This is a genomic window from Duganella sp. (genome assembly GCF_039595735.1).
In the GTDB taxonomy this organism is placed as follows: Bacteria; Pseudomonadota; Gammaproteobacteria; order Burkholderiales; family Burkholderiaceae_D; genus Rugamonas.
The window spans coordinates 113298-129904 of sequence record NZ_JBCNLB010000007.1; the positions used below are offsets into that span (position 1 = coordinate 113298).

General features: G+C 60.6%; 9 protein-coding genes. All 9 read left to right on the plus strand.

The features are described from left to right. The first annotated feature begins 182 nt into the window (after positions 1-182). The 9 genes from ABDW57_RS14945 (at position 183) to mlaE (ending at position 16605) form a co-directional block, all read left to right on the plus strand. Positions 183-3311, plus strand: coding sequence for a DEAD/DEAH box helicase (locus tag ABDW57_RS14945; RefSeq protein ID WP_343730972.1), 3129 nt, complete (start codon positions 183-185; stop codon positions 3309-3311). A 3-nt stretch (positions 3312-3314) separates the two neighbouring features. Beyond that, positions 3315-4451, plus strand: coding sequence for a PAS domain-containing sensor histidine kinase (locus ABDW57_RS14950; protein WP_343730973.1), 1137 nt, complete (start codon positions 3315-3317; stop codon positions 4449-4451). A 52-nt stretch (positions 4452-4503) separates the two neighbouring features. Then, positions 4504-5184 (plus strand): response regulator transcription factor, encoded by a 681-nt coding sequence (locus ABDW57_RS14955; protein ID WP_008443102.1) that lies wholly within the window; start codon positions 4504-4506, stop codon positions 5182-5184. A gap of 107 nt (positions 5185-5291) precedes the next feature. Then, the gene (locus ABDW57_RS14960) at positions 5292-5984 is read left to right on the plus strand and encodes a transposase (protein ID WP_343730974.1); all 693 of its coding nucleotides are present in this window, start codon (positions 5292-5294) and stop codon (positions 5982-5984) included. A 225-nt stretch (positions 5985-6209) separates the two neighbouring features. Then, positions 6210-10934 carry a glutamate synthase-related protein gene (locus tag ABDW57_RS14965; RefSeq protein ID WP_343730975.1) on the plus strand — a complete coding sequence of 1575 codons (4725 nt, stop codon included), beginning with the start codon at positions 6210-6212 and terminating at the stop codon, positions 10932-10934. Positions 10935-11062: 128 nt separating this feature from the next. Then, entirely contained in the window at positions 11063-12526 is a 1464-nt protein-coding gene (locus ABDW57_RS14970; RefSeq protein ID WP_343730976.1) for a glutamate synthase subunit beta, read from the plus strand. 212 nt (positions 12527-12738) lie between these two features. Then, positions 12739-14517 carry an anti-phage dCTP deaminase gene (locus ABDW57_RS14975; protein ID WP_343730977.1) on the plus strand — a complete coding sequence of 593 codons (1779 nt, stop codon included), beginning with the start codon at positions 12739-12741 and terminating at the stop codon, positions 14515-14517. A gap of 502 nt (positions 14518-15019) precedes the next feature. After that, complete coding sequence (locus tag ABDW57_RS14980) at positions 15020-15823, plus strand: ABC transporter ATP-binding protein (RefSeq protein WP_343730978.1); 804 nt, start codon at positions 15020-15022, stop codon at positions 15821-15823. Continuing rightward, positions 15820-16605, plus strand: coding sequence for a lipid asymmetry maintenance ABC transporter permease subunit MlaE (gene mlaE, locus ABDW57_RS14985; protein ID WP_343730979.1), 786 nt, complete (start codon positions 15820-15822; stop codon positions 16603-16605). The genes ABDW57_RS14980 and mlaE overlap by 4 nt, the downstream gene beginning before the upstream one ends. Positions 16606-16607: the final 2 nt, after the last annotated feature.

Sequence of the window (16607 nt, forward strand, 5' to 3'; positions counted from 1 at the left end):
TGATGATTCCTAGACAGACAAGGCCGGAATAATACGACATCGGCCGCCCAAAAGGTCACGAACGTGGGCGGCCCAACTTTGATAGGCAGTTTTTATACAGAATTACATGAACACGAACGCTTCAATGGCGGATAATATTGCCTGTTGCCGTTTTTGAACCATCTTGACCAACAATGCGACCTATGGATTTTACCCGCGACGACGCCCCTGCCGCCCCTGCTGCTCCAGCACCGGCCCCAACGCGCCCTGCGCCGCCTGCGAATCAATTGTCGTACGCTGTTGCCACCTGGCTGCAGCGTGTGGATGCGGCAGCCCACCCGAAAGCCAAGCTCACCCCGCCGCCGGTCGATAACGACCCCAAGCAAACCCAATACAAACTGATTTATGTGATGGCGCCCACCAGCGGCGGCCGTCATGTGGCGCTGTGCCTGTACAAGGCCCGCCTGCGCCCGAATGGCGACGTGGCGGCGGCCAGTCCGGTCAGCGAAGTGTTTTCGCTGCTGTCGACCCCGCCCAGCTTCATGACCCCGGCCGACGAGGACCTGATCCGCTTCTTCGTGGCCATGCGCAGCGGCCAGAATTCCCAGACTGGCTCGGCCACCGAACCGCGCGGCAAGATCGGCGCGGCGCTGTTGAATATGCTCGCCGAGCAAGACAAATTATTGTGGGCGAACTCGTGGGCCGATGTCGGTAACGGTCTGGTGTATCCGCTCAAGGGCGGCGTGTTGCGCGAAGCCAATCTGGCCTGGCGCGAAGAGGGCAAGGGCCTGCGCCTGGGCTGGCAGGTGGCGCCGCCGCCGGGCGCCAAGCACGTCGGCGCCGATCAGGTCGACTACATGCTGCCGACCGATCCGCCGTGGTACATCGATAACCTGTCGTGCGGGGTATTGCAACTCAATCAGGGCGGCACCCAGATCCCGCTGGCCGACCTGCAGGCGCTGGTGGCGCAGGCGCCGCTGCTGACCAATAACGACAAGATGCGGGTGTCGCAGCTGCTGCTGGCCCACGGCCTGCAAGGCCTGATGCCGCTGCCGCAGCCGCTGCCGCAGCGCATCCGCGACGACGTCAAGCCGCGCCCGGTGCTGACGCTGGACGCCGCCATGCTGGCCGACGGCTCGCTGCAGCGCTGGAATGACTTTGCCGTGCTGTCCTTCGACTACGATGGCGAGCGCGTGTCGTTCGACCCGTCGCAGCGCGTGGTGCGCCAGAAAGGCGAGGTGACCGAGATCATCCAGCGCGACAGCGGCGCCGAGGACGATGCGCTGGCGGTGCTGACCGAGCGTCATTTTGTGGCCCCGGCCACCCTGCCGCTGAGCAGCGTCAAGGGCGGCCTGTTGCTGCCGAGCCAGGCCGAATGGATACGCTTCGCGCGCGACGGCATCAGCGCACTGAAAGAAGCCGGCTGGAAAATCGAAAAAACCGTCAAGTACCGCTACGACACCCAGGAAGTGGGCGACTGGTACGCCGACGTCACGGAAGACGAGGCTGACGGCGGGCGCGCCTGGTTTGATCTGGAACTGGGCATCATGGTCGAGCAGGAGCGGGTGCCGCTGCTGCCGGTGCTGGTCCAGCTGATCCGCAACACGCCCAACGATTTCAATCCGAAAGTCATTGCCAACCACGGCGAGGAAGACCAGATGCTGGCCACCTTGCCGGACGGCAGCCGCGTGGCCCTGCCCTGGGGCCGCGTGCGCCCGATTCTGAACACCTTGGGCGAGTTGTATTTCAGCGACAAGATCAAGACCTCGCTGCGCATGGCCACGCTGGACGCGGCCCGCCTGGACGAGCTGGCCCGCAACGTGGAAATGGAATGGACCGGCGGCGCCGAACTGCGCGACATGGGCGCGCGCCTGAACCAGTTCGGTTCGGTCAAGCGGGTGGTCACGCCGGCCGGTCTGCAGGCCACGCTGCGCGACTACCAGACCGATGGCCTGTCATGGATGCAATTCCTGCGCGAATACGGCTTTGCCGGCATTCTGGCCGACGACATGGGCCTGGGCAAAACCGTGCAGACGCTGGCGCACATCCTGGTCGAGAAGGAAGCCGGCCGCCTGACCGCGCCGGCCCTGGTCATCGCCCCCACCAGCCTGATGGGCAACTGGCAGGAAGAAGCGGCGCATTTCGCGCCTGGCCTGAAGGTGCTGCTGCTGCAAGGCAAGGACCGCATGGCGCAGTTCGACCAGATCGCCGAAGCCGATCTGGTGCTGACCACCTACGCCCTGCTGCCGCGCGACGAGGAAAAACTGCGCGAGCACGATTTCCATCTGGTCATCCTGGACGAATCGCACTACATCAAGAACACCCGCTCCAAGGCGGCCCAGAGCGCCGGCCTGCTGCGCGCGCGCCATCGGCTGTGCCTGTCCGGCACGCCGCTGGAAAACCACCTGGGCGAGCTGTGGTCGCAATTCCACTTCCTGCTGCCCGGCTTGCTGGGCGACGAGAAGGGCTTCAACACCGTGTTCCGTCACCCGATCGAGCGCCAGGACGATCCGCTGCGGCGCGCGCTGCTGAACCGCCGCATCAAGCCTTTCCTGCTGCGCCGGACCAAGGACAGCGTGGCCAAGGAACTGCCGCCGAAGACCGAGATGGTGCGCAAGGTTGAGCTGACCGGCGCCCAGCGCGACCTGTACGAAACCGTGCGCCTGGCCATGGACCAGAAAGTACGCGAGGAAATCGACCGCAAGGGCGTGGCGCGCAGCCAGATCGTGATTCTGGAAGCGCTGCTCAAGCTGCGCCAGGTGTGCTGCGATCCGCGCCTGGTCAAGTCGACCACCAAGAAACAGCAGCAGGCCGGTTCGGCCAAGCTGGCCGACCTGATGCAGATGGTCGAAGACTTGCTCGAAGAGAAGCGCAAGATTCTGGTGTTCTCGCAATTCACCAGCATGCTGGAGCTGATCGAGGAAGAACTGGACGCGCGCGATATTCCGTATGCGCTGCTGACCGGCGACACCAAGGACCGCAGCGCCCAGGTGGCGGCGTTCCAGCAAGGTGCGGTGCCGATCTTCCTGATTTCGCTGAAAGCCGGTGGCGTCGGCCTCAACCTGACGGCTGCCGATACCGTGATCCACTACGATCCGTGGTGGAATCCGGCGGCGGAAAACCAGGCCACCGACCGCGCCTGGCGTATCGGCCAGGACAAGCCGGTGTTTGTCTACAAGCTGATCGCCAAGGGCACGCTGGAAGAGAAAATCCAGGTGTTGCAACAGAAGAAATCCGACCTGGCGCAATCCATCCTGGCCGAAGGCGAGTCGCAGAAGATGGCGCTGACCCAGGAAGATCTGCAGCAAATCTTCGCGCCGCTGGTGGAGTAAGCCATGGGCCAGACGATGGCGGAGCTGCGGGCGGCCTTACAGCAGTCGCAAGCCAACGAAGCCCGCTACCGGCTGCTGCTTGACCACAGCAGCGAGATCAGCTGGATGGCCGATTGCGCCAGCCGCACGCTGACCTGGCTCAGCCCGGCGGCCGAACGCCAGTTCGGCTACACGCTGGACAGCGCGCAAGCCCTGGCGGCCGGCCTGCTCAAGGACTTGCAGCCGCGTCTGGCGCGCTATGCCAAAGGCGATCTCAGCCGGCGTCGCCTGCTGCGTGAAACCGAACTGCCCCATCGCGATGGCCGCGCGGTGCCGGTGGAAATCGAATCCACCCTGATCCTGGATGCGGCCGGCGTGCCGGTCACGGTGGTCGGCGTGGTGCGCGACCTGACGGCCCGGCGCGAGCTGGCGCAGCAGCAGAAACAGTTCGCTTCCATGCTGTCGCACGAATTCCGCACGCCGCTGTCGACCATCGACGGCGCCGTCCAGCGGCTGGAAATGACCGGCGCCCACCACGACGAAGGTACGCGCAAGCGCTACCGCAAGATCCAGACCGCGGTCGACCGCATGCTGGCCATGCTGGATGAATACCTGTCGCCGGAGCGCATGGCCAGCATCGGCCGTGCGCGCCAGCCGAACGAAATCAACCCGAGCACCTTGTTGCAGACGGCTGCCGAACAGGCGCGTGCGCGCCGCGCCCAGGTCACGGTTGAAACTTCGGGCCTGCCGCAATGGATGCGCTGCGACCCCGCCGGCATGCGCCTGTGTCTGGAAATCTTGCTCGACAATGCAATAAAGTACACAAACGATGAGATTCCGATAGAATTGGTAGGGAGAATTGCAACGGAGGGTGGTGTCGAATTCCTGGTGCGCGATCATGGCGCCGGTATCGCCGCAGCGGAATTGCCGCATGTGTTCGAAAAAGCTTACCGGGGCAGCAATGCCGCTGGCGTGGCCGGATCGGGCTTGGGTCTGTATATGGCGCGCGCCATCGTGGATGTGCACGGCGGGACCGTGAGTGCACGGAATGTTTCTGAAAACGGCATGGAATTTCGGATTTGGTTGCCTGTGGTAACCAATGCGGGGAAAAGCCTTGCGCCTGCCGATGCCAGCAGTGATAATTCCTTGGACGCAAGCTGATTGTCCCAGGTCTTGGGCACAATTGCTCAACAATCGAACGAATGGCGCATCAATGACGCAAATACTGATCGTGGAAGACAATCTGGACTACGCCGAAGAAATGGCGGAGTTCCTGACTGAACTTGAACACGAAGTGCACATTACCAACAACGCCAGCGATATGTGGTCTGCCCTCAGCCAGGGCAACGTCGGCGTGGTCGTGCTGGACCTCGGCCTGCCGGATGAAGACGGCTTCAACGTCATCCCGCGCATGCGCCAGCTCTACCCGCAAATCGGTCTGCTGGTGCTCACTGGCCGTGTGGCTTTTGACAACCGCATCCTTGGCCTGCGCCTGGGCGCGGACCACTATTTAACCAAGCCTATCAAATTTCCCGAACTGGCGGCGCACATTGAAGCGCTGGACCGCCGTGTTGGTCCGCAGGAAACGATACCGGCGCCCAGCAAGTGGACGCTCAAGGTCAGCGCCCGCCAGCTGGAGCTGCAGGGCATGGCCATCACCCTGACCGAAAAAGAGTGCAACTTCCTGCACCTGCTGACGATTAACACCCGTCCGGTGCCGCGCCAGGTGATTGTGGCCGGCATCGGCGGCGACGATCCGGATGCCGGGCGCCGCGTCGACATGCTGGTCTACCGCCTGCGCAAGAAGGCGCGCACCGGCCTGGGCCAGGATCTGCCGCTGCGCAGCGCCTATGGCGAAGGCTACAGCCTGTCCGCCAGCTTCAACCTGTCATAAAAAGGGACAGAGTCAGCCTGTTTTTTTCATCTGCGAAATTAATCGGGGACAGAGTCAATCAACCAGGGTAGAATCGGGTTTCCGATCTGCCCTTTTTTGTTATCTCCATGGCACGCCTGCCCCGTTTAATCGTTCCGCACCAGCCGCACCACGTCATCCAGACCGGCGCCAACAACCAGAATGTCTTCCTCGACGCCGAGGATTACCAAACCTTTCTCGGCTGGCTGCGCACCGCCGCCAAAAACTACAAAGTCGCGGTCCACTGTTATGTATTGATGCCGAATCATCTGCATTTGCTGGTCACGCCCGCCGACGATACCGGCCTGGGCCAGATGATGCAGTGGATAGGCCGCTATTACGTGCCCTATTTCAACCAAAAGTATTCCCGTAGTGGAACTTTGTGGAATGGACGCTACAAAACTTCGCTGATCGACGCTGACGCTTACTTCATGTTGTGCAGCCGTTACATCGAATTCAACCCGGTGCGCAACGGCATGGTGGCGCGCGCCGAGGATTATCCCTGGTCCAGCTACTGCCACCATGCCGGCATCCGCCCGGACGGACTGGTGACCGACCACGCCAAGGTCTGGGAGCTGGGCAACACGCCATTCCAGCGCGAAGCGGCCTACAGCGCGCTATCGCAGCCGCCGCTGACCGAAGAAGACATCACACTCATTGGCAAATCCCTGCTCAAGGGCTGGCCGCTGGGTTCGCAGCAATTCCAGACCGCGCTGCAAGCCAGGGTCAAACGCCAGGTATTGCCGGCCAAACGCGGCCGTCCCTTCAAAATAAAACCGTAACTCCGGGGTCAGGTCCGCCATTTCTACACGAGCTGGGCTGTAGGCATACCTACAGCCCAGCTCGTGTAGAAATGGCGGACCTGACCCCGGATTACTCTGTCCCCAATTAAAAAAATAAGCTTCTGCGGGAAATTTAATTCGACTCCGACCCTAATTGTTGTTGTTGAGGTTTACGCTGCATTGCACTAATCTTAGCTTTCGAGCCAATTAGTCTGGAGTTTAGCCATGAAAGCGCAAGGTCTTTACGATCCGTCCAATGAACACGATGCCTGCGGCGTCGGTTTCGTCGCCCATATCAAGGGCAACAAGAGCCATTCGATTGTGGAACAGGGTCTGCTGATCTTGAAGAACCTCGATCACCGGGGCGCGGTGGGCGCCGACCCGCTGATGGGTGACGGCGCCGGTATCCTGATCCAGATCCCGGATCAGTATTACCGCGATGAAATGGCCAAACAGGGCGTGGAACTGCCGCCGCCCGGCGAATACGGCGTCGGCATGGTGTTCCTGCCGAAAGAAAACGCTTCGCGCATCGCCTGCGAACAGGAAATCGAGCGCGCCGTGCGCGCCGAAGGCCAGATCGTGCTGGGCTGGCGCAATGTGCCGGTCGACCTCGACATGCCGATGTCGCCAACCGTGCGCGCCAAAGAACCGGTGATCCGCCAGATCTTCATCGGCCGCGGCGCCGATATCATGGTGACCGACGCGCTGGAACGCAAGCTGTATGTGATCCGCAAATCGTCCGGCCACGCCATTCAGGCCCTGAAACTGATTCACGGCAAAGAATTCTTCGTGGCTTCGATGTCGGCCCGTACCGTGGTCTACAAAGGCCTGCTGCTGGCCGACCAGGTCGGCGTTTACTATAAAGACCTGCAAGACGCGCGCTGCGTGTCGGCGCTGGCGCTGGTGCACCAACGCTTCTCGACCAATACTTTCCCGGAATGGCCGCTGGCCCACCCGTACCGCCTGCTGGCGCACAACGGCGAGATCAACACCGTGCGCGGCAACTTCAACTGGATGCGCGCCCGTGAAGGCGTGATGAAATCGGCGGTGCTGGGCGAAGACCTGCAAAAGCTGTTCCCGCTGATCTATGAAGGCCAGTCGGACACCGCCTGCTTCGACAATGCGCTGGAACTGCTGCTGATGGCAGGCTACCCGATCGCCCAGGCCATGATGATGATGGTGCCGGAAGCGTGGGAAAACCACGGCACCATGGACGACAACCGCCGCGCCTTCTACGAATACCACGCCGCCATGATGGAACCGTGGGACGGCCCGGCCGCGCTGGCCTTCACCGACGGCCGCTACATCGGCGGCACGCTGGACCGTAACGGCCTGCGTCCGGCCCGCTACATCGTGACCGACGACGACCTGGTGGTGATGGCCTCGGAATCCGGCGTGCTGCCGATTCCGGAATCGAAGATCATCCAGAAATGGCGTCTGCAACCAGGCAAGATGTTCCTGATCGACCTCGAAGCCGGCCGCATCATCGACGACAAAGAGCTGAAGGACACCTACGCCAACGCCAAGCCCTACAAGGCATGGATCAACGCGGTGCGCATCAAGCTGAACGAAATCAAGCTGAGCGAAAGCCAGCTGGCGCACAACCGCGCCAAGGACAAGCCGGCCGCCGGCGAAAAAGCCGTGCCTTCGCTGCTGGACCGCCAGCAAGCCTTCGGCTACACCCAGGAAGACCTGAAATTCCTGATGGCGCCGATGGCCGCCGCCGGCGAGGAAGCCACCGGCTCGATGGGCAATGACTCGCCGCTGGCGGTCATGTCCAACAAGCTGAAGCCGCTGTACTCGTACTTCAAGCAGCTGTTCGCCCAGGTCACCAACCCGCCGATCGACCCGATCCGCGAAGCGATGGTGATGTCGCTGGTGTCGTTCATCGGTCCCAAGCCGAACCTGCTGGACACCAACAACGTCAACCCGCCGATGCGCCTGGAAGTGTCGCAGCCGGTGCTGGGCTTTGATGACATGGAGCGTCTGCGCAGCATCAGCCAGCACACCGGCGGCAAGTTCAAATCGTACGAACTGGGCATCTGCTACCCGCTGGCCTGGGGCAAGGAAGGCGTGGAAGCCTGCCTGGCCTCGCTGTGCGCGGAAGCGGTGGATGCGGTCAAGTCCGGCCACAATATCCTGATCGTGTCGGACCGTTCGATCGGCCCTGAGCGCGTGGCGATTCCAGCCCTGCTGGCAACCTCGACCATTCACCAGCACCTGGTCAGCAAAGGCCTGCGCGCCTCGACCGGCCTGGTGGTGGAAACCGGCTCGGCCCGCGAAACCCACCACTTCGCCCTGCTGGCCGGCTACGGCGCGGAAGCCATCCACCCTTACCTGGCGATGGAAACCCTGGCCGAAATGGCGCACGGCATGCCGGGCGATATGTCGGCTGAAAAAGCCATCTACAACTTCACCAAAGCCATCGGCAAGGGCCTGATGAAGGTGATGTCGAAGATGGGCATCTCGACCTATATGTCCTACTGCGGCGCGCAGATCTTTGAAGCCGTCGGCCTGAACAAGTCGCTGGTCGACAAGTACTTCCGTGGCACCGCCTCCAACGTGGAAGGGATCGGCGTGTTTGAAGTGGCGGAAGAAGCGCTGCGCCTGCACAACCTGGCCTTCGGCGACGACCCGGTGCTGGCCAACCACCTGGACGCGGGCGGCGAATACGCCTTCCGCGTGCGCGGTGAAGACCACCTGTGGACCCCGGACGCGATCGCCAAGCTGCAACACTCGACCCGTGCCAACAACTACGCCAGCTATAAAGAGTACGCCCAGATCATCAACGATCAGAGCAAGCGCCACCTGACCCTGCGCGGCCTGTTCGAATTCAAGATCGATCCGGCCAAGGCGATTCCGCTGGACGAAGTGGAACCGGCCAAGGAAATCGTCAAGCGCTTCGCTACCGGCGCCATGTCGATGGGTTCGATTTCGACCGAAGCGCACGCCACCCTGGCGGTGGCCATGAACCGCATCGGCGGCAAGTCCAACACCGGTGAAGGCGGCGAAGATCCATCGCGCTACACCATGGAGCTGAAAGGCATCAAGATCAAGCAGGGCGAGACCATGGCTTCGGTCATGGGCAAGGAACAGATGGTGGTCGACATTCCGCTGCAGGAAGGCGACTCGCTGCGTTCGCGCATCAAGCAGGTGGCGTCGGGCCGTTTCGGCGTGACCGCTGCCTACCTGAACTCGGCCGACCAGATCCAGATCAAGATGGCCCAGGGCGCGAAGCCGGGCGAAGGCGGCCAGCTGCCAGGCCACAAGGTGTCGGAATACATCGCCACCCTGCGCTTCTCGGTGCCGGGCGTGGGTCTGATTTCGCCGCCGCCGCACCACGATATTTATTCGATTGAAGATCTGGCGCAGCTGATCCACGATCTGAAGAACGCCAACCCGCGCGCTTCGATCTCGGTCAAGCTGGTGTCGGAAGTGGGTATCGGCACCGTGGCTGCCGGCGTCACCAAGGCCAAGGCCGACCACGTAGTGGTTGCCGGCCACGACGGCGGCACCGGCGCCTCGCCGCTGTCCTCGGTCAAGCACGCCGGCACCCCATGGGAGCTGGGCCTGGCGGAAACCCAACAGACGCTGGTGCTGAACGGCCTGCGCAGCCGTATCCGCGTGCAGGCCGACGGCCAGATGCGTACCGGCCGCGACGTGGTGATTGCCGCCATGCTGGGCGCCGACGAAATCGGCTTCGCCACCGCACCGCTGGTGGTGGAGGGCTGCATCATGATGCGCAAATGCCACCTGAACACCTGCCCGGTCGGCGTTGCGACCCAGGATCCGGTGCTGCGCGCCAAGTTCTCGGGCAAGCCTGAGTATGTGGTGAACTACTTCTTCTTCGTTGCTGAAGAAGCCCGTCAGCTGATGGCGCAACTGGGCATCCGCACCTACGACGAACTGATCGGCCGCGTCGATCTGCTGGACAAGTCAAAAGCCATCTCGCACTGGAAAGCGCAAGGCCTGGACTTCAGCAATATCTTCTACCAGCCGGAAGTGCCGAACGGCGACGCGATCTACCACACCATGGAGCAGGATCACGGCCTGGACAAGGCGCTGGACCACAAGCTGATCGCCCAGGCCAAAGCGGCGCTGGAAAAAGGCGAGCGCGTGTCCTTCATCTCGCCGGTGAAGAACCTGAACCGCACCGTGGGCACCATGCTGTCGGGCGAAGTGGCCAAGCGCTACGGTCACGCCGGCCTGCCGGACGACACCATCCACATCCAGCTGCAAGGCACGGCGGGCCAGTCGGCGTGCGCCTTCCTGGCGCACGGCATCACCATCGACCTGGTCGGCGAAGGTAATGACTACGTCGGCAAGGGCCTGTCGGGCGGCCGCATCATCGTGCGTCCGAATACCGAGTTCCGCGGCTGGGCGGTGAACAACATCATCATCGGCAACACCGTGCTGTACGGCGCGATTGCCGGTGAAGCCTTCTTCAACGGCGTGGCCGGCGAGCGCTTCGCGGTGCGTAACTCGGGCGCCACCGCCATCGTGGAAGGCACCGGCGACCACGGTTGCGAATACATGACCGGCGGCACCGTGGTGGTGCTGGGTAACACCGGCCGTAACTTCGCGGCCGGCATGTCGGGCGGTATCGCTTACGTCTACGATCCGGACGGTGATTTCGAATCGCGCTGCAACACCGCCATGGTGTCGCTGGAGCCGGTGCTGACCACCAAGGAGCAGGCAGCGCAGAGCGAAACCTGGCACATCCAGCACAAGGATATCGGCCGCGAGTCGGACGAAGTGATCCTGAAGCGTTTGATCGAGCGCCACTTCAAGCACACCGGCAGCACCCGTGCCCGCCTGTTGCTGGACAACTGGGCCGAGAGCCGCGCCAAGTTCGTGAAAGTGTTCCCAAGCGAATACAAACGCGCACTGGCCGAGATGGCCGAAGACGTGGCGAACGAAGCCGCTTCCGCTCAACCGATCGCTGCTTAAAAACGGACATGCACTCGTAACCGTCATCCCGGCGCAGGCCGGGATCCATAGAACGGCTGATCTGAGTCAGCATGGATTCCGGCGTGCGCCGGAATGACGGCGCTAGCACCAACTTAGAAGGATATATCGTGGGTAAAATCACCGGCTTCATGGAATTCCAGCGTCAGGAAGAAGGCTATCTGCCGCCAGCGACGCGCGTTAAAAACTATGCGGAATTTGTCATTCCGTTGACCAACGAGCAAGCCAAGATCCAGGGCGCGCGCTGCATGGATTGCGGCATCCCGTTCTGCAACAACGGCTGCCCGGTCAACAACATCATCCCGGACTGGAACGATCTGGTGTATCGCGGCAACTACCGCGAAGCACTGGACACCCTGCACTCGACCAACAACTTCCCGGAATTCACCGGCCGCATCTGCCCGGCGCCATGCGAGGCCGCCTGTACCCTGGGCATCAGCGAAGATCCGGTCGGCATCAAGTCGATCGAACACAAGATCATCGACGAAGGCTGGGAACACGGCTGGGTGGTGCCGCAGCCGGCGGCCAAACAGACCGGCAAGAAAGTCGCCGTGGTCGGTTCCGGTCCGGCCGGCCTCGCCGCGGCCCAGCAGCTGGCGCGCGCCGGCCACGCTGTGACCGTGTTTGAAAAATCCGACCGCGTCGGCGGCCTGCTGCGCTACGGCATTCCCGACTTCAAGATGGAAAAGTCGCACATCGACCGCCGCATCAAGCAGATGGAAGCCGAAGGCGTGGTATTCCGCACCTCGGTCCTGATCGGCAAGGACTTCCCGGCCAACGTCAACAACTGGGCCAAGGAAACCATCTTCCCGGAAGACCTGCAGAAGGAGTTCGACGCCGTGGTGCTGGCCGGCGGCGCCGAGCAGCCGCGCGACCTGCCGGTTCCGGGCCGCGAGTTGAAGGGCGTGCACTTCGCGATGGACTTCCTGCCGCAGCAGAACAAGGTCAACGCCGGCGACAAGCTGAAAGACCAGATCAAGGCCACCGGCAAGCACGTGGTGGTGATCGGCGGCGGCGACACCGGTTCCGACTGCGTCGGCACCTCCAACCGCCACGGCGCCGCCTCGGTGACCCAGTTTGAACTGATGCCGATGCCGCCGGAGCAAGAGAACAAGCCGCTGGTGTGGCCATACTGGCCAACCAAGCTGCGCACCTCGTCCTCGCACGAAGAGGGCTGCGAGCGCGACTGGGCAGTGGCCACCAAGCGCCTGGAAGGCAAGGGCGGCAAGCTGGAAAAACTGGTGGCCTGCCGCGTCGAGTGGAAAGACGGCAAGATGACCGAAGTGCCGAACTCGGAATTCGAAATGAAGGCCGACCTGGTGTTCCTGGCGATGGGCTTTGTCTCGCCGGTGGCCAACATCCTGGACGCGTTCGGTGTGGACAAAGATGCACGCGGCAATGCCAAGGCCAGCACCGACGGCGAAGGCTGCTACAAGACTTCCTCCCCTAAAGTATTTGCCGCCGGCGACATGCGCCGCGGCCAGTCGCTGGTGGTGTGGGCGATCCGTGAAGGCCGCCAGTGCGCGCGCGCGGTGGACGAGTTCCTGATGGGCAGTTCCGAGTTGCCGCGTTAAGCTCAGCGAAACGGTACTCAGGCTTTGCCTGACTCCCTGCCGGATATGGATGGGCGATCCCCAGCCGTATCCGGTTTTTTTATGCCTGCTAGTTGAGCGCAAACACACTTACGGTCCGAAATTGTTGTTTTTGTAATGAATTTTGGAGATTGATATGTATTGATCATTTCCGCCTAGCTACAATAAATTCATCGACGCCTACTTTTTGAATAATGGACTGCGACCGCACCCTCGAGGAACTCACCACGCTGTTCGCTTCGCTCGCTGAAGGAGCCCAATGGGAGCAGATTGCGGATGAAGAATTTCGGCTGAAACTTCCACAGGGAACCTACCTGCGTTTTAATCGTCATAAACGTACCATCAATGTAGGGGGGAACCCGCGTCTCATAAAGCGAACAGTTGCCGAGATTAAGGGAATCCTACGCAATAGCGATGCAAGTCCTGCTGAGTCCGCAGGAGAAAACATGGCTTACTCTCCGGTTAACCCTGCGGTAGGCGTGTTTGTGAAGAATGAATCTACTCAGAGCGAATATCGACCGGATGTAGACTCTGAAGTTGTGATTGGTATCGTTGCTACGGTTGGCACGAATACTGAGGAGGTATTCAGGCTCATCGCGGACAGGCTGAAATTGTTCAAGTACAACGCGGAAGAGATAAAGATATCTCGCGATATCCTTGAAAAATTCGTTGCAAGTGAAGAGGTGAGTAGCTCGGAGCGACTCAACCGCTTAATGGATGAAGGTAATCGCCTTCGCAAAGAGACCGAGGATTATGGCATTCTCGCCAAACTTGCGACTGGGTTGATTTATAAGAAGCGCTTTGAATTTAGTGGGATGAAGGAGCCCATCCGGCCGTTTCGGCGTAAATGCTTTATCGTCAGCTCGCTCAAGCATCCTCAGGAAGTGCAGGCACTCAGAAAAGTCTACTCAAATGGATTTTTCCTGGTGGGAGTGCATGCAGCTAAGGATCGGCGTATCGAATACCTGAAAAACAAGGGCATGAGTAAAGAGGATGCGGAGGCTCTTGTAGAGCGCGATGAGCACGAGACCGACAAGTTTGGCCAGCAGACTCGGGACACATTTCATTTGTCGGACTTCTTCATCAATTATGATGGAGACGCGGATAAATATAACAACGAATTGATCAGAGTGGTGAACCTGATCTTCGGACATCCCTTTGTGACTCCAACCTTTGACGAGTTCGCTATGTTTATGGCCTTCTCTGCGTCACTGAGGTCAGCCGACCTGTCTCGGCAAGTGGGGGCTGTAGTTACGAAGGATCAGAACATCGTATCAACTGGAGCCAACGATGTTCCTCGCGCTGGTGGGGGATTGTATTGGGCAGAGCGCAGCAAAGACGGAAAAAGCATTGTTGATGCGGACAACGGGCGAGACTACAAGAGAGGCTTTGACGCCAATGTTAAAGAGAAGCAGCGGATCATCGAGGATATCGTGTCCAAGTTCGATGAGCCAACGCAACAGCGCGCCAGAGCGATTATCGAGGAGAGTAAGCTTAGAGATATTACGGAATATGGTAGGGTCACTCACGCAGAGATGGAGGCGCTTCTTGCATGTGCTCGCAATGCGGTACCTACAGTCGGCACGGACTTGTACTGCACCACATTTCCGTGTCACAACTGCGCAAAGCATATAATTGCTGCCGGCGTGAAGCGAGTGGTCTACGTTGAACCTTATCCGAAGAGTAAGGCATTGGAATTTCACAGCGACTCGATCACCTTTGAGAGGCCTGCTCAAGACGATCGCCGTGTTCTATTTGAGCCGTTCGTGGGTGTTGGGCCAAGAAGCTTTTTCAATCTTTTTTCCACCAGCTTAGGCAGTGGATTTAAGATAGATCGAAAAGACGATCACGGAGCGTGTGTAAACTGGTCTGAGGCGGAGGCCAGAGTTCGTATGCAGATGATTCCTTCTTCGTATATGGACCGAGAAGCAGCTATTACTGAAGAAGCATTAAAAAAGATGGAGGGCCTATGAGCACAAAAGCAGATTTCCTAGCTAGTTTAGCTAGATCGACAGAGGCTGTTAAATCGTGGCCGTCTTGGCGGCAAACTATCTCTGCGCCTCGGCCTTCTACTCCACCAGCGTCAACTGTACGAAATGACCAAGGAACGCAGCGCACTCCTACTGTTACGCGTAAATGATGTGTTAGGTGATGGGTTCGGGGGCTGGAGTACCGTACTGAGTAGCATGCCAATTCATCGAAAGTCCTCTGTTGTTCCTTGATGATACAGAAAGGACGCTGGATCAGCGGCCTATGCCGGATACCGACGGGCGATCCCCGACTGTATCCGGTTTTTTTTGAAAGTACCGCCTGCTGCACCGCATGAATGTAACAATTAGTGCTTGGTGTAAATTACTGACTTTGGGTTCAGTAGTGTTGTATTATCTGCCATTCGGCACCTCCGTATGAGGTACTCTCCAGCAGAGATTGACCTTTCTGCACTACAATACGGCATTCCAAAAAATGAGTTCAGTCGTGGCTAATCTAGTCGAAATCCGTGATTTACACTTCACCTATGGCAAGCGCGCGATCCTGACCGGCTTGAACATGGACTTCCCGCGCGGGAAGGTGATTGCAATCATGGGCGGCTCGGGCAGCGGCAAGACCACCGTGCTGCGCCTGATCGGCGGCCAGCTGCGCCCGCAGAAGGGGCATGTCAAGGTCCAGGGCCAGGTGGTGCACAAGCTGAATACCGCCGGTTTGTATCTGTTGCGTCGCAAAATGGGCATGCTGTTCCAGCATGGCGCCCTGTTTACCGACCTGACCGTGTTTGAAAACGTCGCCTTCCCGCTGCGCGAGCACACCGACCTGCCGGAAGAGCTGATCCGTAACCTGGTGCTGATGAAGCTGCAGGCCGTGGGCCTGCGCAATGCCGCCAAGCTGAAGCCGGGCGAAATCTCCGGCGGCATGGCGCGCCGCGTGGCGCTGGCGCGCTCGATCGCGCTGGACCCGGAACTGATTATGTATGACGAGCCGTTCGCCGGCCTGGACCCGATCTCGATGGGCGTCACCGCCAACCTGATCCGTAACCTGAATACGGCGCTCGGTTCGACCACGGTGCTGGTGTCGCACGACGTCAAGGAAAGCTTCGCCATCGCTGACTATGTTTATTTCCTGTCGCAAGGCAAGATTGTTGCGAGCGGCACGCCGGCCGAGATGCTGGTGTCCACCGACCCGTATGTGAAGCAGTTCGTCAACGCGGAAGCGGACGGCCCGGTGCCGTTCCACTATCCAGGCAAGTCCCTGGCCGACGATCTGGGCCTGGGAGTGCAAGTATGAGTGTGAAGAATTGGTTGTCCAGGCTGGGCGCGCCGCTGCGCGACTATATTGAAAGCATCGGTTTTGGCGCGCGCACCTTTGGCGCCATGCTGGGCCTGTCGCCGGGCTTGCTCAAGCGTCCGCGCCTGGTGGTGGAACAGCTGCATTTCATCGGCAATTACTCGATGCTGATCATCACCCTGTCCGGCCTGTTCGTCGGCATGGTGCTGGGCCTGCAGGGGTACTACACGCTGAACAAATACGGCGCCGAGCAGTCGCTGGGCCTGCTGGTGGCGCTGGGCCTGACCCGCGAACTGGGCCCGGTGATCACCGCGCTGCTGTTTGCCGGCCGCGCCGGCACCTCGCTGACCGCCGAAATCGGCCTGATGAAGGCCGGCGAGCAGCTGTCCGCCATGGAAATGATGGCCGTCAACCCGATCCAGCGCGTGCTGGCGCCGCGTTTCTGGGCCGGCGCCCTGTCGGTGCCGCTGCTGGCGTCGGTGTTCAGCGCGGTGGGCGTGCTGGGCGGCTGGCTGGTCGGCGTGCAGCTGATCGGCGTCGATGACGGCGCCTTCTGGTCGCAGATGCAGGCTGGCGTCGATATCTGGAAGGATATTTTCAACGGCTTCGCCAAGAGCGTGGTGTTTGGCATTGCCATCACCTTCATCGCCCTGTACCAGGGCTACGAAGCCCAGCCGACCCCGGAAGACGTGGCGCGCGCCACTACCCGCACGGTGGTGATCTCATCGCTGATGATCTGGTGGCTGGACTTCATGATGACGGCGCTGATGTTCAGCAAATAAAG